At 69.1% G+C, this 14,260-nt stretch carries 14 protein-coding genes; 7 read left to right on the top strand and 7 right to left on the bottom strand.

Annotated elements, in window-relative coordinates:
• Nucleotides 1–220 precede the first annotated feature (220 nt).
• The gene (locus tag I0Q12_RS20870; protein ID WP_197254227.1) at nucleotides 221–1,123 is read left to right on the top strand and encodes an alpha/beta fold hydrolase; all 903 of its coding nucleotides are present in this window, start codon (nucleotides 221–223) and stop codon (nucleotides 1,121–1,123) included.
• A 21-nt stretch (nucleotides 1,124–1,144) separates the two neighbouring features.
• On the opposite strand, the gene I0Q12_RS20865 is transcribed toward I0Q12_RS20870, so the two are convergent.
• Entirely contained in the window at nucleotides 1,145–1,765 is a 621-nt protein-coding gene (locus tag I0Q12_RS20865; protein WP_197254225.1) for an FHA domain-containing protein, read from the bottom strand.
• 64 nt (nucleotides 1,766–1,829) lie between these two features.
• Between I0Q12_RS20865 and I0Q12_RS20860 the strand changes: the two genes are divergently transcribed.
• Nucleotides 1,830–2,243, top strand: coding sequence for a YchJ family protein (locus I0Q12_RS20860; protein ID WP_197254217.1), 414 nt, complete (start codon nucleotides 1,830–1,832; stop codon nucleotides 2,241–2,243).
• A 30-nt stretch (nucleotides 2,244–2,273) separates the two neighbouring features.
• On the opposite strand, the gene I0Q12_RS20855 is transcribed toward I0Q12_RS20860, so the two are convergent.
• Nucleotides 2,274–2,912: a TetR/AcrR family transcriptional regulator gene (locus I0Q12_RS20855; protein WP_197254215.1), complete on the bottom strand. Its 639-nt coding sequence runs from the start codon at nucleotides 2,910–2,912 to the stop codon at nucleotides 2,274–2,276.
• A 105-nt stretch (nucleotides 2,913–3,017) separates the two neighbouring features.
• On the opposite strand from I0Q12_RS20855, the gene treZ reads away from it, so the two are divergent.
• Nucleotides 3,018–4,766 carry a malto-oligosyltrehalose trehalohydrolase gene (gene treZ / locus I0Q12_RS20850; protein ID WP_197254213.1) on the top strand — a complete coding sequence of 583 codons (1,749 nt, stop codon included), beginning with the start codon at nucleotides 3,018–3,020 and terminating at the stop codon, nucleotides 4,764–4,766.
• Between the two features lie 7 nt (nucleotides 4,767–4,773).
• On the opposite strand, the gene I0Q12_RS20845 is transcribed toward treZ, so the two are convergent.
• Complete coding sequence (locus I0Q12_RS20845) at nucleotides 4,774–6,282, bottom strand: MFS transporter (protein ID WP_197254211.1); 1,509 nt, start codon at nucleotides 6,280–6,282, stop codon at nucleotides 4,774–4,776.
• 110 nt (nucleotides 6,283–6,392) lie between these two features.
• Here I0Q12_RS20845 and I0Q12_RS20840 point away from each other — a divergent pair, with 110 nt between their 5' ends.
• Entirely contained in the window at nucleotides 6,393–6,983 is a 591-nt protein-coding gene (locus tag I0Q12_RS20840; protein ID WP_197254209.1) for a TetR/AcrR family transcriptional regulator, read from the top strand.
• A gap of 59 nt (nucleotides 6,984–7,042) precedes the next feature.
• Entirely contained in the window at nucleotides 7,043–7,345 is a 303-nt protein-coding gene (locus I0Q12_RS20835; RefSeq protein ID WP_197254207.1) for a hypothetical protein, read from the top strand.
• A 34-nt stretch (nucleotides 7,346–7,379) separates the two neighbouring features.
• On the opposite strand, the gene ilvA is transcribed toward I0Q12_RS20835, so the two are convergent.
• Nucleotides 7,380–8,732, bottom strand: coding sequence for a threonine ammonia-lyase IlvA (gene ilvA, locus I0Q12_RS20830; RefSeq protein ID WP_197254205.1), 1,353 nt, complete (start codon nucleotides 8,730–8,732; stop codon nucleotides 7,380–7,382).
• 159 nt (nucleotides 8,733–8,891) lie between these two features.
• On the opposite strand from ilvA, the gene I0Q12_RS20825 reads away from it, so the two are divergent.
• Nucleotides 8,892–10,151, top strand: coding sequence for a M23 family metallopeptidase (locus tag I0Q12_RS20825; protein WP_197254203.1), 1,260 nt, complete (start codon nucleotides 8,892–8,894; stop codon nucleotides 10,149–10,151).
• Between the two features lie 31 nt (nucleotides 10,152–10,182).
• Here the strand turns inward: I0Q12_RS20825 and I0Q12_RS20820 are convergent, their stop codons facing one another.
• Nucleotides 10,183–10,617 (bottom strand): nitroreductase family deazaflavin-dependent oxidoreductase, encoded by a 435-nt coding sequence (locus tag I0Q12_RS20820; RefSeq protein ID WP_197254201.1) that lies wholly within the window; start codon nucleotides 10,615–10,617, stop codon nucleotides 10,183–10,185.
• 117 nt (nucleotides 10,618–10,734) lie between these two features.
• Between I0Q12_RS20820 and I0Q12_RS20815 the strand changes: the two genes are divergently transcribed.
• Nucleotides 10,735–10,959 carry a hypothetical protein gene (locus I0Q12_RS20815; RefSeq protein WP_197254199.1) on the top strand — a complete coding sequence of 75 codons (225 nt, stop codon included), beginning with the start codon at nucleotides 10,735–10,737 and terminating at the stop codon, nucleotides 10,957–10,959.
• Between the two features lie 25 nt (nucleotides 10,960–10,984).
• On the opposite strand, the gene I0Q12_RS20810 is transcribed toward I0Q12_RS20815, so the two are convergent.
• On the bottom strand, nucleotides 10,985–12,562 hold the full coding sequence (locus I0Q12_RS20810) for an FMN-binding glutamate synthase family protein (RefSeq protein ID WP_197254197.1): 1,578 nt from the start codon (nucleotides 12,560–12,562) through the stop codon (nucleotides 10,985–10,987).
• 68 nt (nucleotides 12,563–12,630) lie between these two features.
• Nucleotides 12,631–14,019: an NAD(P)/FAD-dependent oxidoreductase gene (locus tag I0Q12_RS20805; RefSeq protein ID WP_197254195.1), complete on the bottom strand. Its 1,389-nt coding sequence runs from the start codon at nucleotides 14,017–14,019 to the stop codon at nucleotides 12,631–12,633.
• Between the last annotated feature and the right edge of the window lie 241 nt (nucleotides 14,020–14,260).

Genomic DNA, 14,260 nt, shown 5'->3' with positions numbered 1-14,260 from the left:
ACCACTGCGCGCCGCCCGGCCAGCAATCCGCCGACGCGACGGGCGACGCGGCGCTGCTCCGGGGTGGCGTCGCCGGGTCCGACGACGCCGACATACCGCTGCTCGTGCATTTTTCGATTGTCCACCAACCCAAGGTGTTGTGGAGTCCACTCCGGGGTTGCGGACTTCCACCGCCGGGATCGGTCGTGGTCACCGCGGTGCCGGGCGCACCCTGATCGCCATGACCACCATTCGCAGTGCCCGGCTCGTCCGGCGCGTCACGGTACTAGCGGACGACGGGGTGCCGCTGGCCGTCCGGGAGGTCGGAGCCGCCACCGCGCCGCTGACGGTCCTGTTCGTACACGGTCACTGCAATCACACGGAAAGCTGGTCGCCGCTGCGGGATTCGCTTCTGCGGCTGACGGGCTCGTCGGTGCGGATGGTGTTCTTCGACCACCGCGGGCACGGCCGCTCCGGTGGCGCTCCCGCCGAGACGTACACCGTCGAGCAGCTGGGCCGGGATCTCGGGGCGGTGCTGAACGCGGTGGCGTCCGGCCCGGTCGTGCTGGTCGGGCATTCGATGGGCGGCATGGCGATCCTGTCGTACGCGCGGCAGCATCCGCACGAGATCGGCCGCCGGGTGGCAGGGATCGGCCTGATCGCGACGGCAGCGGGCGATCTGCACCGGTCCGGTCTCGGGCGGTACCTGCACAGCCCGGCGGTCGAGCTGTTCCACCGGGCGGTGACGCGGGCGCCGCGCATCATGCAGCGAACGATCCGATTCGGGGGACGCGTCGGCGCGTTGCTGGTGCCGCCGGCGGACCGTCCGGGATCGGAGGGTCGCTGGGCTGCGTTGCTGAAGGTCCTGCACAGCGATACGTCGGTGGTGACGATGGCCGGGTTCCTGCGGTCGTTCGCGGCACTCGACGAGTCGGCGGCCCTGACGGTGCTCGCGGCGGTACCGGCACTGGTGCTGTGCGGTTCCGCCGACGAGTGGACCCCGTTCGAGTTGTCGTCCGGGCTGGCATCGCGGCTGCCGCTCGCCGATCACCGAGTGCCCGGCCCCGTCGACACGCACCAGCTCCGCGAGCGGGCCGACGAGGTCGCGCAGGCGCTGGCGGGCCTGCTGCGGAGGGTCGCCTGAGCAGGCCGGCCGGGAGTCGTCTCAGAGATCCCGCTCGGTGATGACGCCGCTGTGCAGGGCCAGCTCGGCGAGCCGCACCCGCTTGAGGTTCTGCGGCAGATCCTCGACACCGAATTTGGTGAACAACGCGCGCAGGTGGGTCTTGACGGCGTCGACGCTCAGGTAGAGCTCCGCGGCGATCGCCTGATTCGAGGCGGGGGTGGCGAACGCGGCGCCGTGCTTGTACGGGCGGCACAGGGCGACCAGCACATTGCGCTGGGTTTCGGTGACGGAGCGGACCGTCGGCAATTCCGAGGCGACCCGGGTCGCCTCGTCCGGCCCGACCCCGATCTCCTGGAATGTCAACCGGATAGAGCCGATACGGATGCTGTCGCCTTCCCGCAGTCGCCGTCGCCCGGTGATGCGCTCACCGTTGACGAACGTTCCGTTGCGCGACAATCCGTCGTCGACGATCGTCCAGTGCGTCCCGAGCCATTCGACGACCGCATGCAGCCGCGACACCTCCTCGTCGCCGGTGAACGGCACATCCGAGTCCGGTGACCGGCCGATCGTGACACGCGGTGTCACGGGCGACAGTTCGAAACGATGTTGCCGGCCCTGCTTGTCGATGTAGCTCAGTCGTGACTCGATACCGACGCTCACTGCGACCTCCCGGAGACGGAATCCATCGTGCCCGTCACCGATTGACTCGGCAAGGGCCGCGATAATGGGTGTCGTGAACCGTCGACGTACCCGAGTCCCTGCCGCTGATTCCCCGTGCCCGTGTGGTCGCGGAGTGCCGTTCGGGGAGTGCTGTGGCCCGTTGCTCGACGGCGCGGACGCACCGACCGCCGAGCGGCTGATGCGGTCCCGGTACACGGCGTTCGCGGTCGGGAACGCCGAGTATCTCGAGCGCACGTGGCATCCGAGCGCCCGTCCGACCCGGCTCGAGCTGGATCCGGATCAGCGGTGGACGGGACTCGAAGTGCTGCGCACGACCGGCGGTGGTTTCCTGCACACCGAGGGCACCGTCGAGTTCCGCGCCCACTACACGTACAACGGCGTCGAGGACACACTGCACGAGCACAGCCGATTCGTGCGCGAGGACGGCCGCTGGTTGTATCTCGACGCCCTTCCCTGATCCGGCGCCCGAACTCGGCGCAGCGGCAACTCAGCGCAGCAGCGTCGCGCGCAGGGTCTCCGTCAACCACATCCGGTACTGCTCGACGTCCCAGCCGCACGTTCGGCGCAGCAGCGCGTGCACCTGGGGCGAGCTGAGCGTGAAGAGCACGTCCGCGGCGTGCTCGACGCTCACCCCGTCCCGGAGCAGGCCGCTCGCGCGCAGGCCCTCGGCGATGGTGCGGGCGTTCTCGGCGGTCGCGCGGGCGTCCTCGTCCGCGAAGCGCCGCATGTCCTCGTCGGCGCCCGAGGACTCGATCGACGTCATGAGCAGGCCGCCGGCCCGTTCGAGCATGTCGGTGCCGAATCCGACCACGTGCTCGAGGATCAGGTCGGCGTCGGAACCCCCGTGCGCGACCTCCCGTCGCGCCGGGACGGCGGGGTCACCGGTCCCGGCGACCGCGTCGTCGAGTGCTTCACGGAACAGTTCCGACTTGCCGCCGGGGAACGCCGTGAACACCGTCCGGACCGCGACCCCGGCCTCGTCGGCGATCTGCTTGACCGTGGTGCTGACGTAGCCGTCGCGGACGAAGAGCCGCGCACCCGCGGCACGGACGGCGGCGCGGGTGCGACGAGCGGCTTCTTCCCGAAGCGGGGACCTGTACGTCCTCTTCCCGGTGTTCTCGGACATCGCGAGCAACCCTAGCCCATCGGATGCATCCCGAATGCATCCGAATCGGGGGCATCCGAATCGGGTGAAGCTGCGCGCATCTCGCAGACCGTGCATGCTGGACCCGTGCACACCTTCGAGGTCTGGGCCCCCGTCCCCGAGTCCGTCCGTCTGCACCTCGACGGCACCGTCCATCCGATGCAACGCGACCAGCACGGCTGGTGGCGCGCCGAGGTCGATGCCTCCCCCGGCGCCCGCTACGGCTTCGTCGTGGACGAGGACGAGACGGCGCTGCCGGATCCGCGTTCGCCCCGCCAGCCCGACGGGGTGCACGGCCTGTCGCAGCTGCACCGGCTCGATCCAGCGGTCTGGACGGACTCGTCGTGGACCGGTCGGCAACTCCCGGGCAGCGTCGTCTACGAACTGCACATCGGCACGTTCACCGAGGCCGGCACGCTGGACGCCGCGATCGAGCATCTCGACGAACTGGTCGAGCTCGGGGTCGGCTTCGTCGAACTCATGCCGGTCAACGCGTTCAACGGCACCCACGGCTGGGGTTACGACGGGGTGCTCTGGTACGCGGTGCACGAGCCGTACGGCGGGCCGGACGCGCTGCAGCGCTTCGTCGACGCCGCGCACGCGCGCGGACTCGGAGTCGTACTCGACGTGGTGTACAACCATCTGGGCCCGTCCGGAAACTATCTGGGCCGTTTCGGTCCCTATCTGACCGGCGGCGCGGGAACCTGGGGTGAGACGGTGAACCTCGACGGCCCCGGATCCGCCGAGGTGCGCCGCTACATCATCGACAACGCCCTGCGTTGGTTCCGCGACTTCCACATAGACGCACTGCGGCTCGACGCGGTCCACGCGCTCGTGGACCACACCGCCACCCACGTACTCGAGGATCTGTCGACCGAAACCTTCAGGCTGTCCGTACATCTGGGTCGCCCGCTGACGTTGATCGCCGAGAGCGACCTCAACGATCCGCGCCTGATCACTCCGCGCTCGGCGGGTGGTTACGGCCTGCACGCGCAGTGGGACGACGACATCCACCACGCAGTGCACGCGGCGGTGTCCGGCGAAAGGCAAGGGTACTACGGAGATTTCGGCTCGCTCGACTGCCTCGCCCGCACCCTGCAGCACGGCTTCTTCCATGCCGGGACGTATTCGAGTTTCCGCGGTCGCATCCACGGGCGCCCGCTCGACGTGCGCCGCACCCCCGCCAGTTCACTGCTGGCCTACACGTGCACGCACGATCAGGTCGGCAACCGCGCACGCGGCGACCGGCCGGGCAGGTATCTCGATCACGGACAGCTCGCCGTCAAGGCCGCGCTCGTGCTGGCCTCCCCCTACACGCCGATGCTGTTCATGGGCGAGGAGTGGGGTGCCGGCACCCCGTTCCGGTACTTCACCTCGCATCCGGAACCGGAACTCGCCGCCGCGGTCGTCGAGGGCCGCAGGCGTGAATTCGCCGAACACGGCTGGGGCGTCGAGGACGTGCCCGACCCGCAGGATCCGGAGACGTTCCGGAGTTCGGTCCTGAATCGCGCCGAACGCACCGAGCCCGAGCACGCGCGACTGCTGGCGTGCTACCGGGACCTGCTCGCGTTGCGCCGGGCCCGCGCCGAGCTGACGGATCCGTGGCTCGAGAACCTCCAGGTCGACTACGACGAGGAGGAACGCTGGATCGTCGTGCACCGCGGGACGATTCGCGTCGCCTGCAATCTCGGAGCCGATCCGGTCACCGTTCCGGTCGGCGGTGTTCCGCTGATGTGGTGGGACGAACCGGTGGTCAACCGGACCCGATCGGCTGCCCTGATCCCGGGCCACTCGTTCGCGGTGTTCGAGGGCGAAATCGACCACCACGAACGGTGACATCTTCTCAGCGTCGCCGCAGCATCCTCCACGCGAACAGGGCGGTCACCGCGAGGATGACGGCGGTGGCGGCCGAGGCACCGTGCATTCCGGCGACGAACGCCTCACGGCCCTCCACGAGGAGCGCTCCGGCCGCGGACTCCGGCAGGTGCCGTGCCGTCTCCACGAGATTGCCGAGCGTGTCGAGCCCCTCGGTCGACGCGAACAGTTCCGCGAGCCGGCCCTGATAGGTCGCGCTGACGACGCTGCCGAGCACCGCCACGCCCAGCGCCATCCCCAGTTCGTACGCGGTTTCGGACACGGCGGACGCCGCGCCCGCCCGGTCCGGTGGCGCTGCGGCCACCACGAGATCGGTGGTGAGCGTCAGCGCGACGCCGACACCCGCACCGACGACGGTGAAACCGGCGACGAACACCCCGGCACCGCCGTCGGCACCGAGCGCCAGCAGTGCCCCGGCACCGGCTGCGGCAGCCGCGAGCGAACCCGCCAGCACCCCACCGATCGGGAGGCGACGGGTCAGCGGTCCGGCGGCGAGCGAGCCGAGCGCACTGGCCGCGGTACCCGGGAGCATGAGCAGTCCGGCGGTCAGCGGGCTCACGTCCAGCACCAGCTGCAGATACTGCGAGCCGAAGAACAGCACCCCGGCGAGCGCGAACACCGACAGCAGGTTGGCGGCCACGGCGGTCGAGAAGGTGCGCTCGGCGAACAGCGACAGGTCCAGCAACGGCGACGACGTGGTGCGCTGCCGGTGGACGAAGAACAGGGCCGCGAGCACGCCGACACCGCCGGCGACGAGGTATTCCGGTTGCAGGCCGTGCAGCGCGGACTCCTTGATCGCGTAGACGAGCGGTAACACCGCTGCCAGCGACGCGATCGCCCCGACGAGATCGAATCGGCCCGGTGCCGGATCGCGGGACTCGGGGATCAGGCGCGGCGCGGCGATCACCAGGATCGCCATGATCGGCAGATTGACGAGAAACACCGAGCCCCACCAGAAGTGCTCGAGCAGCCATCCGCCGACGATCGGCCCGGCCGCGGCACCTCCGGCGGCCATCGCGCTCCACACACCGATCGCCAGCGTGCGCTGGCGCGCGTCGGCGAACATGTGCCGGATCAGGCCGAGGGTCGCGGGCATCAGGGTGGCTCCCGCGATGCCCTGCAGCACGCGTGCCGCGATGAGCATCTCGGGGCCGACTGCCCAGGCGGCGAGCACGGAGGCGGCGGCGAAGCCGGTCGCGCCGACGAGCAGCAGTCGGCGGCGCCCGATGCGGTCGCCGAGCACGCCCATCGTCACGAGCAGGCCCGCGACGGCGAACGAGTACACGTCGATGATCCACAGCAGCTGCACCCCGGTGGGGGCGAGATCGGCGCTGATGAACGGCAGGGCGAGATCGAGCACGGTCGCGTCGATCGCGATGAGCAACACGGCGCACGCGAGCACGGCGAGGCCCAGCCAGGTGCGGGCGTCGGCCCTCACGGGGACAGGGATGGTCGCGGTGCCGGGGTGTTCGCGCATGACTTCTTTCCGAGACTTCGAGAATTTACTTAACCGTCCAGCCGGTACAGTGATTTTCAGGGTAGCAACGAACCGTCCGGCCGGTACAGCGGATTGACTAGGCTCACACCATGGTCTCCGACACCCGCGACCGGATCCTCGACGCACTCGAACGCACACTGCTCGACATCGGCGTCGCCCAGGTCACTCTCGAAGCGGTGGCCGCGGCCGCCGGTGTCTCGAAAGGTGGCCTGCTCTACCACTTCCCGACCAAGGAAGCGATGCTCGCCGCCATGGTGCGCCGGCTCGGCGCCCGCAGCGACGAGCGACTCGCCGAGGCCGTCGCGGGAGGCACCCGGGTCGCCGAGTGGTACCTGTCCTATCCGGACGACCTGGGTGAGGCCGCGGAGATCTCGCTGTTCCGCTCGATGGTCGCCGCGATGCGCAGCGCCGACGGGCGGCACGACGAGGTGCAGCGCGCCGTCGTCGAGGTGATGCGGTCCTGGGACGACGGACTCCAGGCAGAATTCGACGACCCCGTCGACGCCGAAATCGTGCGACTCGTCGGCGACGGCATCTACCTCGGAGCGTTGCTCGGCCTGCCGCGCACCGACCCCGATCTCCATCGCCGAGTGGTCGCTCGGCTGCTGCGCCGCGACGAATCCGAGGACTCGCGTGCGGCTCGCACGGACCCGGAAACCGACGGTAGCCGAAACGTTTGATTATGCCTCACCGGGACGAGTACCGTCGCGAATACAGGCACATTACCGAGGTGATCGTCATGAATCTCAAGAAAATTCTGGCGGGCACGTTCCTCACCACAACACTTCTCGTCGCACCGGCCAGCATCGCCGCCGCGACCCCGGCGTTCGACCCTTCACCCGGGGTGAGCGCCGTGCAGCCCGTCAACGACAACCCGCATCCCGACCGGCACGACAACGACTGGAACGGGAAGGGCGATTGGAACAGGAGGGACCACGATCGCGGCCGGGATTGGGACCGCGGTTGGAACAACCGCTGGGACAACCCGTGGCGCGCGGACTGCTTCTGGTTCGGACCGTGGCTGGTGTGCAGCCCCTGGTGAGGCCGAACACCGTCCCTCCGCCGGTGCCCGGCGCCTAGGTCAGGTACCGGTAGGCCGGTGATCCAGGCTCGAGGCGTTGCACTTCGAGCCGGGACGCATCCATGCGTGCCAGCAGCGGTGCCAGACCGTCGGCGGCGCCGAGTTCGATGCCGACCAGCGCCGCGCCCGTCTCACGGTTGTTGCGCTTGACGTACTCGAACAGCGTGATGTCGTCGTCCGGGCCGAGCACCTCGTCGAGGAACCGCCGCAACGCGCCCGGTTCCTGCGGGAAATCCACCAGGAAGTAGTGCTTGAGTCCCCGGTGCACCAGCGACCGCTCGATGATCTCGCCGTACCGGGAGACGTCGTTGTTGCCGCCCGAGATCAGGCACACGATCGTCGATCCCGGCTCCGCGGCGATGTGGTCGAGCGCCGCGACGGACAGCGCACCGGCCGGTTCCGCGATGACGCCCTCGTTCTGATACAGCTCGAGCATCGCGGTGCAGATCGCGCCCTCGTCGACCTGGGTCATCCCGAACGCCGCAGTGCCGAGCGTGTCCTGACGGATCGTCGCGACCAACGGCAGACTCGAGTGCGACACCACCTCGGCGCCGAGCTGCGACACCACCTCGTAGGGCACGTTTCCGATCCGCTGGACCGCGGCGCCGTCGACGAACGGCTCGACCTCCGGCAGCGTCACCGGACCGCCCGCGACGAGCGCGGCGGTCATGGACGCGGCACCGGCCGGTTCGACGCCGACGATCGAGGTGGTCGGCGACTTCTCGTGCAGGTAGGCCGCGATGCCGGCCAACAGCCCCCCGCCACCGACGGGCACGACGACCAGATCCGGTGCCGCCGGCAACTGCGCGAGGATCTCGCGGGCGATCGTGCCCTGCCCGGCGGCGGTGCGCGCATCGTCGAACGGGGCGACCATCGTCGCACCGGTGCGCTCGACATCGCCGCGGGCCGCTGCGGCCGCGGCATCGAACGTGTCGCCGATCGGGATGAGCTCGACGAACTCGCCACCGTGGACGCGGATCCGGTCGCACTTCTGCTTGGGGGTACGCGCGGGCACATAGATGCGCCCCTTGATTCCCATCGACCGGCACGCGTACGCCACGCCCTGCGCGTGGTTACCGGCACTGGCCGTCACGACGCCGGCAGCCCGTTCTGCGTCGCTGAGCTGGGCCATCACGTTGTAGGCGCCGCGCAGCTTGAAGGACCGCACCCGGGTGAGGTCCTCACGCTTGAGGTAGACGTTCGCGCCGGTCAGCGCGGACAGGCGCGGGCAATGTTCGAGGGGAGTCGGTGCCACCGCCGGGGAAATTCGCTCCGCCGCCGCGTCGATGTCGGCCACGTTCACAACGGGCGTCCGAGTCGGTTCAGCGGTGTGCGGGTAGGTGGTCACCCGTCAATGCTGCCACCCGCCTCGCCGATCATCCAAAGCAGGTCACGTGACCGCGACGATCTGCGCTGACAATCGCTTGCGGATTCGCAGCGCACACGGTCTACTGACGACATGCCTGGGCCGGTATGGATCGGGCGAGTCCGATCGGCAATGGTCTTCGTGGCGAGTGCGGGGGTCGTCGCGGCCTGCACGTTGCTCCCGGGCGGCGAGGCATCGCCGACGTCGACGCCCGAGAGCGGTCCGGCAGGATCGTCGTCCGACGAGGCAGTTGGAACCGACGAGATCTCCCCTCTCGTCATCGGCGTGGTGGCACCCGACCCGGTCCCCGTGCCGGGCTCGGACGAACTCTTCCACGTGGCCTACGAGTTGACGGTGCTGAACTTCGCCCCGCGGCCCGCCGTCATCACGTCGGTCGAGACGCTCACCACCGACGGCGAGGTCGTGGCCTCGCTGACGGAGGACGAGGTCGCCGTCCGCGACGGGTTCCGCACCGCCGTAGTCGGCGAGGATCATCGTCCGGGCGGCGACCCGGCGATCCGGATCCCGGCGGGTAAGACCGCCCTGCTGGTGCTCGACGACACCTATCCCAGCCGGGATGCCGTTCCCGCGACCGTCACGCATCGGATCACCGCCTCGTTCGGCTCCCCGGAATCGGGCGACGGCGGCGTCGCGGTTCTCTGGCCCGACGAGGTGACGCAGACGGGCGGAACGGTGACGATCTCGACCGAGGAGCCGGTCGTCGTCGGCGCACCGCTCCGCGGGCAGGGGTGGATCGTCGAGAACGGATGCTGCACCCTCAACGCGCATCGCAACGTCCTGCTCCCGGTGGGCGGCCGGATCAACGGGGCCGAGCGGTTCGCGATCGACGTGAGCCGGATCGACGTCGCGGCGACCCGTGAGCACGGCTACGAGCCGGGCGTCGAGGTCGACGGGGATCCGGCACAGAACGAGAACTACCTCGCCTACGGCGCCCCGGTGCTCGCGGTCGCCGACGCCACCGTCGTGGCCGTCCACGCATCCGTTCCCGACACGCCGCCCGGCAAGCTGCCCCTCGGTCCGGGCTTCACGCTCGCCGACCTCGGCGGGAACATGGTCGCCCTCGAACTGGCCCCAGACCTGTTCGCCGTCTACTACCACCTGGCTCCCGGTTCTCCCAGGGTGGAGGTCGGAGACCGTGTGTCCGCCGGGGACGAGATCGCCCGGGTCGGCAATTCGGGCAACTCGTCGGCGGCCCACCTGCACTTCCAGTTGAGCCGCACGCCGCTCATCTTCTCGTCCGACAACGTCCCGTTCGTGCTCGACGAGTTCGGCGTCGTGGGCACGCTCGACGCCGCGAGCGGCGAACTGCTCGGCGAGCCGAACCCCGGGCCGCGTCGTGACGCCCTGCCGCTCGTGCTGACCGTCGTCGACTTCGACTAATGGCGCGCCGTGGTGTGCGACCGTCGGTCCCCTATCTCGGTTCGAGCACGAACACGGGTATCTGCCGGTCCGTCTTCTTCTGGTACTCGGCGTAGTCGGGGAACGCCTCGACCGCGCGTTTCCACCACACGGCCTTCTCGTCGCCGTGGACCTCGCGTGCGGTCATGTCCTTCACCTCGGCACCGTCCCGCAGCTCCACGTGCGGATTCGCGACGACGTTGTAGTACCAGGTCGGGTTCTTCGGTGCACCGCCCAGCGAGGCGACGACTGCGTAGATGCCTTCGTGTTCGACGCGCATCAGCGGCGTCTTGCGCAGCTTGCCGCTCTTGGCGCCCCGGGTGGTGAGGATGACCACCGGCCGGCCCTGCATGGTGTTCCCCTCGGCGCCGTCCGAGGATTCGTACTTCTCGACCTGGTCGGCGGCCCATTTCGCGGGGCTGGGTTCGTATTCTCCGATGAGAGACATACCGACAGTCAACACGTATCTGTGATCCGACACACCCGGGGCAAAAAGTTCGTTGACCCGAATTCTCGACTGCGACTACCCTGATGACAGACTTTCCAGCACCGTAGGAGCCTCGTGATGACCACTCTCGACAGTCCGGCCCGTCGGGCCAGGCGCGTGGCCGGAGTCGACCTCGCCGGCACCGAGTGGCCGCTGTACAAGCTCGAAGCCCTGGTCGTCGGCTTCCTGGTGCTGCTCACGCTGTTCGTCATCACCGGGTCCGGACAGACCGCCGTGCTCTCGGCGGCGGCCGCAGCCACCGTGACCTGGTGGGGTCGCCTGGCGTACTACCGCCGCAGCTAGAGTTCGTCTTCCAGGGTTTCGTCTTCTAGGGTTTCGTCTTCGCGCCGTGCGATCCGGTGTCGCCCGGGCGCTGCGCGGCGGTCGCCGCCATGATGCGGGTGATCTCGTCGCGGTCGGCGATACCGGGCAGGCCCCAGCCCTCCCGGTAGTCGTACAACTCGGAGAAGGTCACCGAATGCCGGTTTCCGTCGGCGACCTCGACGTCCTCGGTGGTGATCAGGCTCGGATGCGCCACACCGCACGCCTCCGCAACCTTGAACACCTCCCGGCGCAGCGCCCGCAGATACTGCTCGACCCGATCGGCCTTCGACGGAACATCCAAACCTCGTGACAGCCAAGCATTCTGGGTGGCCACGCCGGTCGGGCACCGGTCGGTGTGGCACTTCTGCGCCTGGATGCAGCCCACCGCGAACATCGGCTCGCGGGCAACGTTCACCATGTCGCAACCGAGAGCCATTGCGGCAACGGCATTGTCGGGAAGACCGAGCTTGCCCGATCCGATGAAGGTCACACGCTCGGCCAGCCCTGCCAGGGCGAACAGCCGGTAGACCCGGGCGAATCCGCTGCGGAACGGCAGCGACACCGAATCGGTGAACACGAGCGGCGCGGCCCCGGTACCGCCCTCGCCACCGTCGACGGTGACGAAGTCGACGCCACGGTCACCGTCGCGCATCGCGTCGACGAGCAGCTGCCAGAACGTCGGATCGCCGACCGCCGATTTGATCCCGACGGGAAGACCGGTGGCCGAGGCAACCTTCTCCACGAAATCGAGCATGCTGTCGACGTCGTGGAACGCCGTGTGCCGGGACGGGCTCACCACGTCGCGACCCACCGGAACGCCGCGGATCTCGGCGATCTCCTCGGTGACCTTGGCGCCGGGCAGCAGACCACCGAGACCCGGTTTGGCGCCCTGGCTCAGCTTGATCTCGATGGCCTTCACCGGTGCCGATTCGGTGAGCGCGACGAGCCGGTCGAGATCGAAACGGCCCTCGCTGTCGCGGCAGCCGAAGTAGGCCGTGCCGATCTGGAAGATCAGGTCGGCACCGTTGCGGTGGTACCGCGACAGCCCGCCCTCCCCCGTGTTGTGCAGGCAGCCGGCGGCAGCCGCCCCCTTGTTCAGAGCCACCACCGCCGCCGCCGACAACGATCCGAAACTCATCCCCGAGACGTTGACGAACGACTCCGGCCGGAACGCCTTCGCCCGCCCACGCGGCCCGCCGAGGATCTTCGCCGACGGAATCGCCAGTCCCTCACCGCTGTGCGGCGCTCCGGACGGCGGGATCCGGGAGAACGTGCGGTGCTTGATGATCGTGTACCCGTCGGTGAACTCGACGTCGTTGTCCGTGCCGAAGCCGAACGTGTCGTTCTGCCGCTTCGACGCCGCATACACCCAGTGCCGCTGGTCGCGCGTGAACGGCCGCTCCTCGTCGTTGCGGGTGACGATGTACTGACGCAGTTCGGGACCGATCGCCTCGAGCAGATACCGCCCGTGACCGAGGACCGGGAAGTTCCTCAGCAGCGCGTGCCGACGCTGGAGCAGGTCGTACGACGCCACCGCGGCCAGCGCCGCAGCCGGGATTCCGAGAGCCTTCGACCAGTCCATGAATCCACGGTAGGTCCGTTGCGGGCACCGCACGTCGGGAAAGGCGATACCGTCCCGTCGGCTCGCACTCAGTGCGCGGTCACGGTGGACGTGCCCGCTCGATCCACGGACGAGGTGGAGGGCCGGCGACGCCGGAGATTGGCCGCGCAGACGCGGGCCAGCACGGCCGGGTGCCCCAGGTTCCGCGGCGGGTCGTACAGGCTGCTGACTCGGAGGAAGCGCATCGCGACCGCAGTGTCGGTCTCGGCGGCGGTGAGGACCCGATCGACGTAGGCGTTGCCGATCCTGACACCCCACGGTCGCGGTCCCTCGACCTCCGGCAGCGACAGGTCGGCACCGATCGCGAACTTCCATGCCGCCCCGACGGGCCGGGCGGCCGCCCGGAAGAACCGGCCGGCAATGTCGGAATCACTGCAGTGCAAGCACTTTCGCAGCTCGAGGGCTTCGAGAGCCGCAACGGTCATGCCCTGCCCGTAGATCGGATTGAAGCTGCAGACCGCGTCACCGAAGACGAGCAGCCCGGCCGGGAACCGGCTCATGCGTTCGTAGTGCCGCCATTGGCTCGACGGGTAGCGATGTCTCGCGACGGCACCGAGCGGTTCGGCCGAACGAAGCGCAGCGACCACATGCGCCGGAGTGAACGACTCGACGAACTCGATCGTGTCGGCGAGGTCGGTCGGCGGTTCCGTGTCCACCATCCCGGTTTCCGTGAACATCCACGTATCGTTCTCGCAGGCGAACAATGCCATCCCGGTCGGGCGCCCCGGTTGCGGTCCGACGATGACCATCTTCTCCCGCAGCATGCCGGGCGGAATGCGCAACAACCGACTGCAGTACGTCACGTCGACCACGAGGTGCTCTTCCTCGGGGCGGCCGTAGCCGAGGCCCTCGAGAATCGCCGGGGTGCGGGCCCCGCGTCCCCGGGCGTCGACCACGAGATCCGCGCGGAGTGTCCGGGCGCTCCCACCACCGCCCACCTGTACACCGGTGACCCGACGGCGATCGGCCGTGGTGGTGAGCTCTCCGGCACCGTGGCCGTCGAGGATCGTGACATTCGGCAACTCGCGGATCCGACTGCGCACCCGGCTCTGCAGGAAGCACCTGCTCGGCAGGTACGTCGCGAACCCGTCCCGCACACGATCCCTCTTCCCGAACGTGTGCCCGCCGAAGGCGAGGTGGACACCAGCCATGTCACCGTACGCGATCTGCGGAACACCCTCGGAGGCCAGATCGTCGAGCAGCCCGGGCAGGAGTTCGTCCATCGCCTCCGCTCCGGACGCGAGCAGCGCGTGGACATGCCGCCCCTGCGGCACCCCGCGCCGGTTCTCCGGCCCGGTGGGAAGCACGTCCCGCTCGACCACGGTCACCGTGTCGTAGAACTCGGCCAGCGCGCGGGCGGCCAACAGCCCGCCCATACTGCCCCCGAGAACAACCGCCCGACCGCCGATCCTGTTCATGATCTTCGCCTCGCATGAATGCCCGAGTGATACGCATTCGATGCTGGTCCGGCGGTCGCCGGAGCGCGCGAGTAGCGCCCTACTCGAGTTTCCGGGCGCTACCGCGCGGGCGGGTTAAGTAGCCAGGCAGCCCGGGCCGAGGAGCGCCTTGAGATCGCCCATCAACGCCGACGACGGTTCCACCCGCAGGCTGTCGTCGACCTTGAGCAAGGTGACCTTGGTACCGGAGATCAGCCGCACG

It is taken from the genome of Rhodococcus sp. CX (assembly GCF_015865005.1).
Taxonomy (GTDB): Bacteria; Actinomycetota; Actinomycetes; order Mycobacteriales; family Mycobacteriaceae; genus Rhodococcus.
This window is presented reverse-complemented; position numbering and strand designations above follow the sequence as displayed.

Coding starts and splice junctions, on each gene's coding strand:
- I0Q12_RS20870 (WP_197254227.1), top strand. CDS start 221: ATGACCACCATTCGCAGTGCCCGGCTCGTCCGGCGCGTCACGGTACTA.
- I0Q12_RS20860 (WP_197254217.1), top strand. CDS start 1,830: ATGGGTGTCGTGAACCGTCGACGTACCCGAGTCCCTGCCGCTGATTCC.
- I0Q12_RS20855 (WP_197254215.1), bottom strand. CDS start 2,912: ATGTCCGAGAACACCGGGAAGAGGACGTACAGGTCCCCGCTTCGGGAA.
- I0Q12_RS20845 (WP_197254211.1), bottom strand. CDS start 6,282: ATGCGCGAACACCCCGGCACCGCGACCATCCCTGTCCCCGTGAGGGCC.
- I0Q12_RS20840 (WP_197254209.1), top strand. CDS start 6,393: ATGGTCTCCGACACCCGCGACCGGATCCTCGACGCACTCGAACGCACA.
- I0Q12_RS20835 (WP_197254207.1), top strand. CDS start 7,043: ATGAATCTCAAGAAAATTCTGGCGGGCACGTTCCTCACCACAACACTT.
- I0Q12_RS20820 (WP_197254201.1), bottom strand. CDS start 10,617: ATGTCTCTCATCGGAGAATACGAACCCAGCCCCGCGAAATGGGCCGCC.
- I0Q12_RS20815 (WP_197254199.1), top strand. CDS start 10,735: ATGACCACTCTCGACAGTCCGGCCCGTCGGGCCAGGCGCGTGGCCGGA.
- I0Q12_RS20810 (WP_197254197.1), bottom strand. CDS start 12,562: ATGGACTGGTCGAAGGCTCTCGGAATCCCGGCTGCGGCGCTGGCCGCG.
- I0Q12_RS20805 (WP_197254195.1), bottom strand. CDS start 14,019: ATGAACAGGATCGGCGGTCGGGCGGTTGTTCTCGGGGGCAGTATGGGC.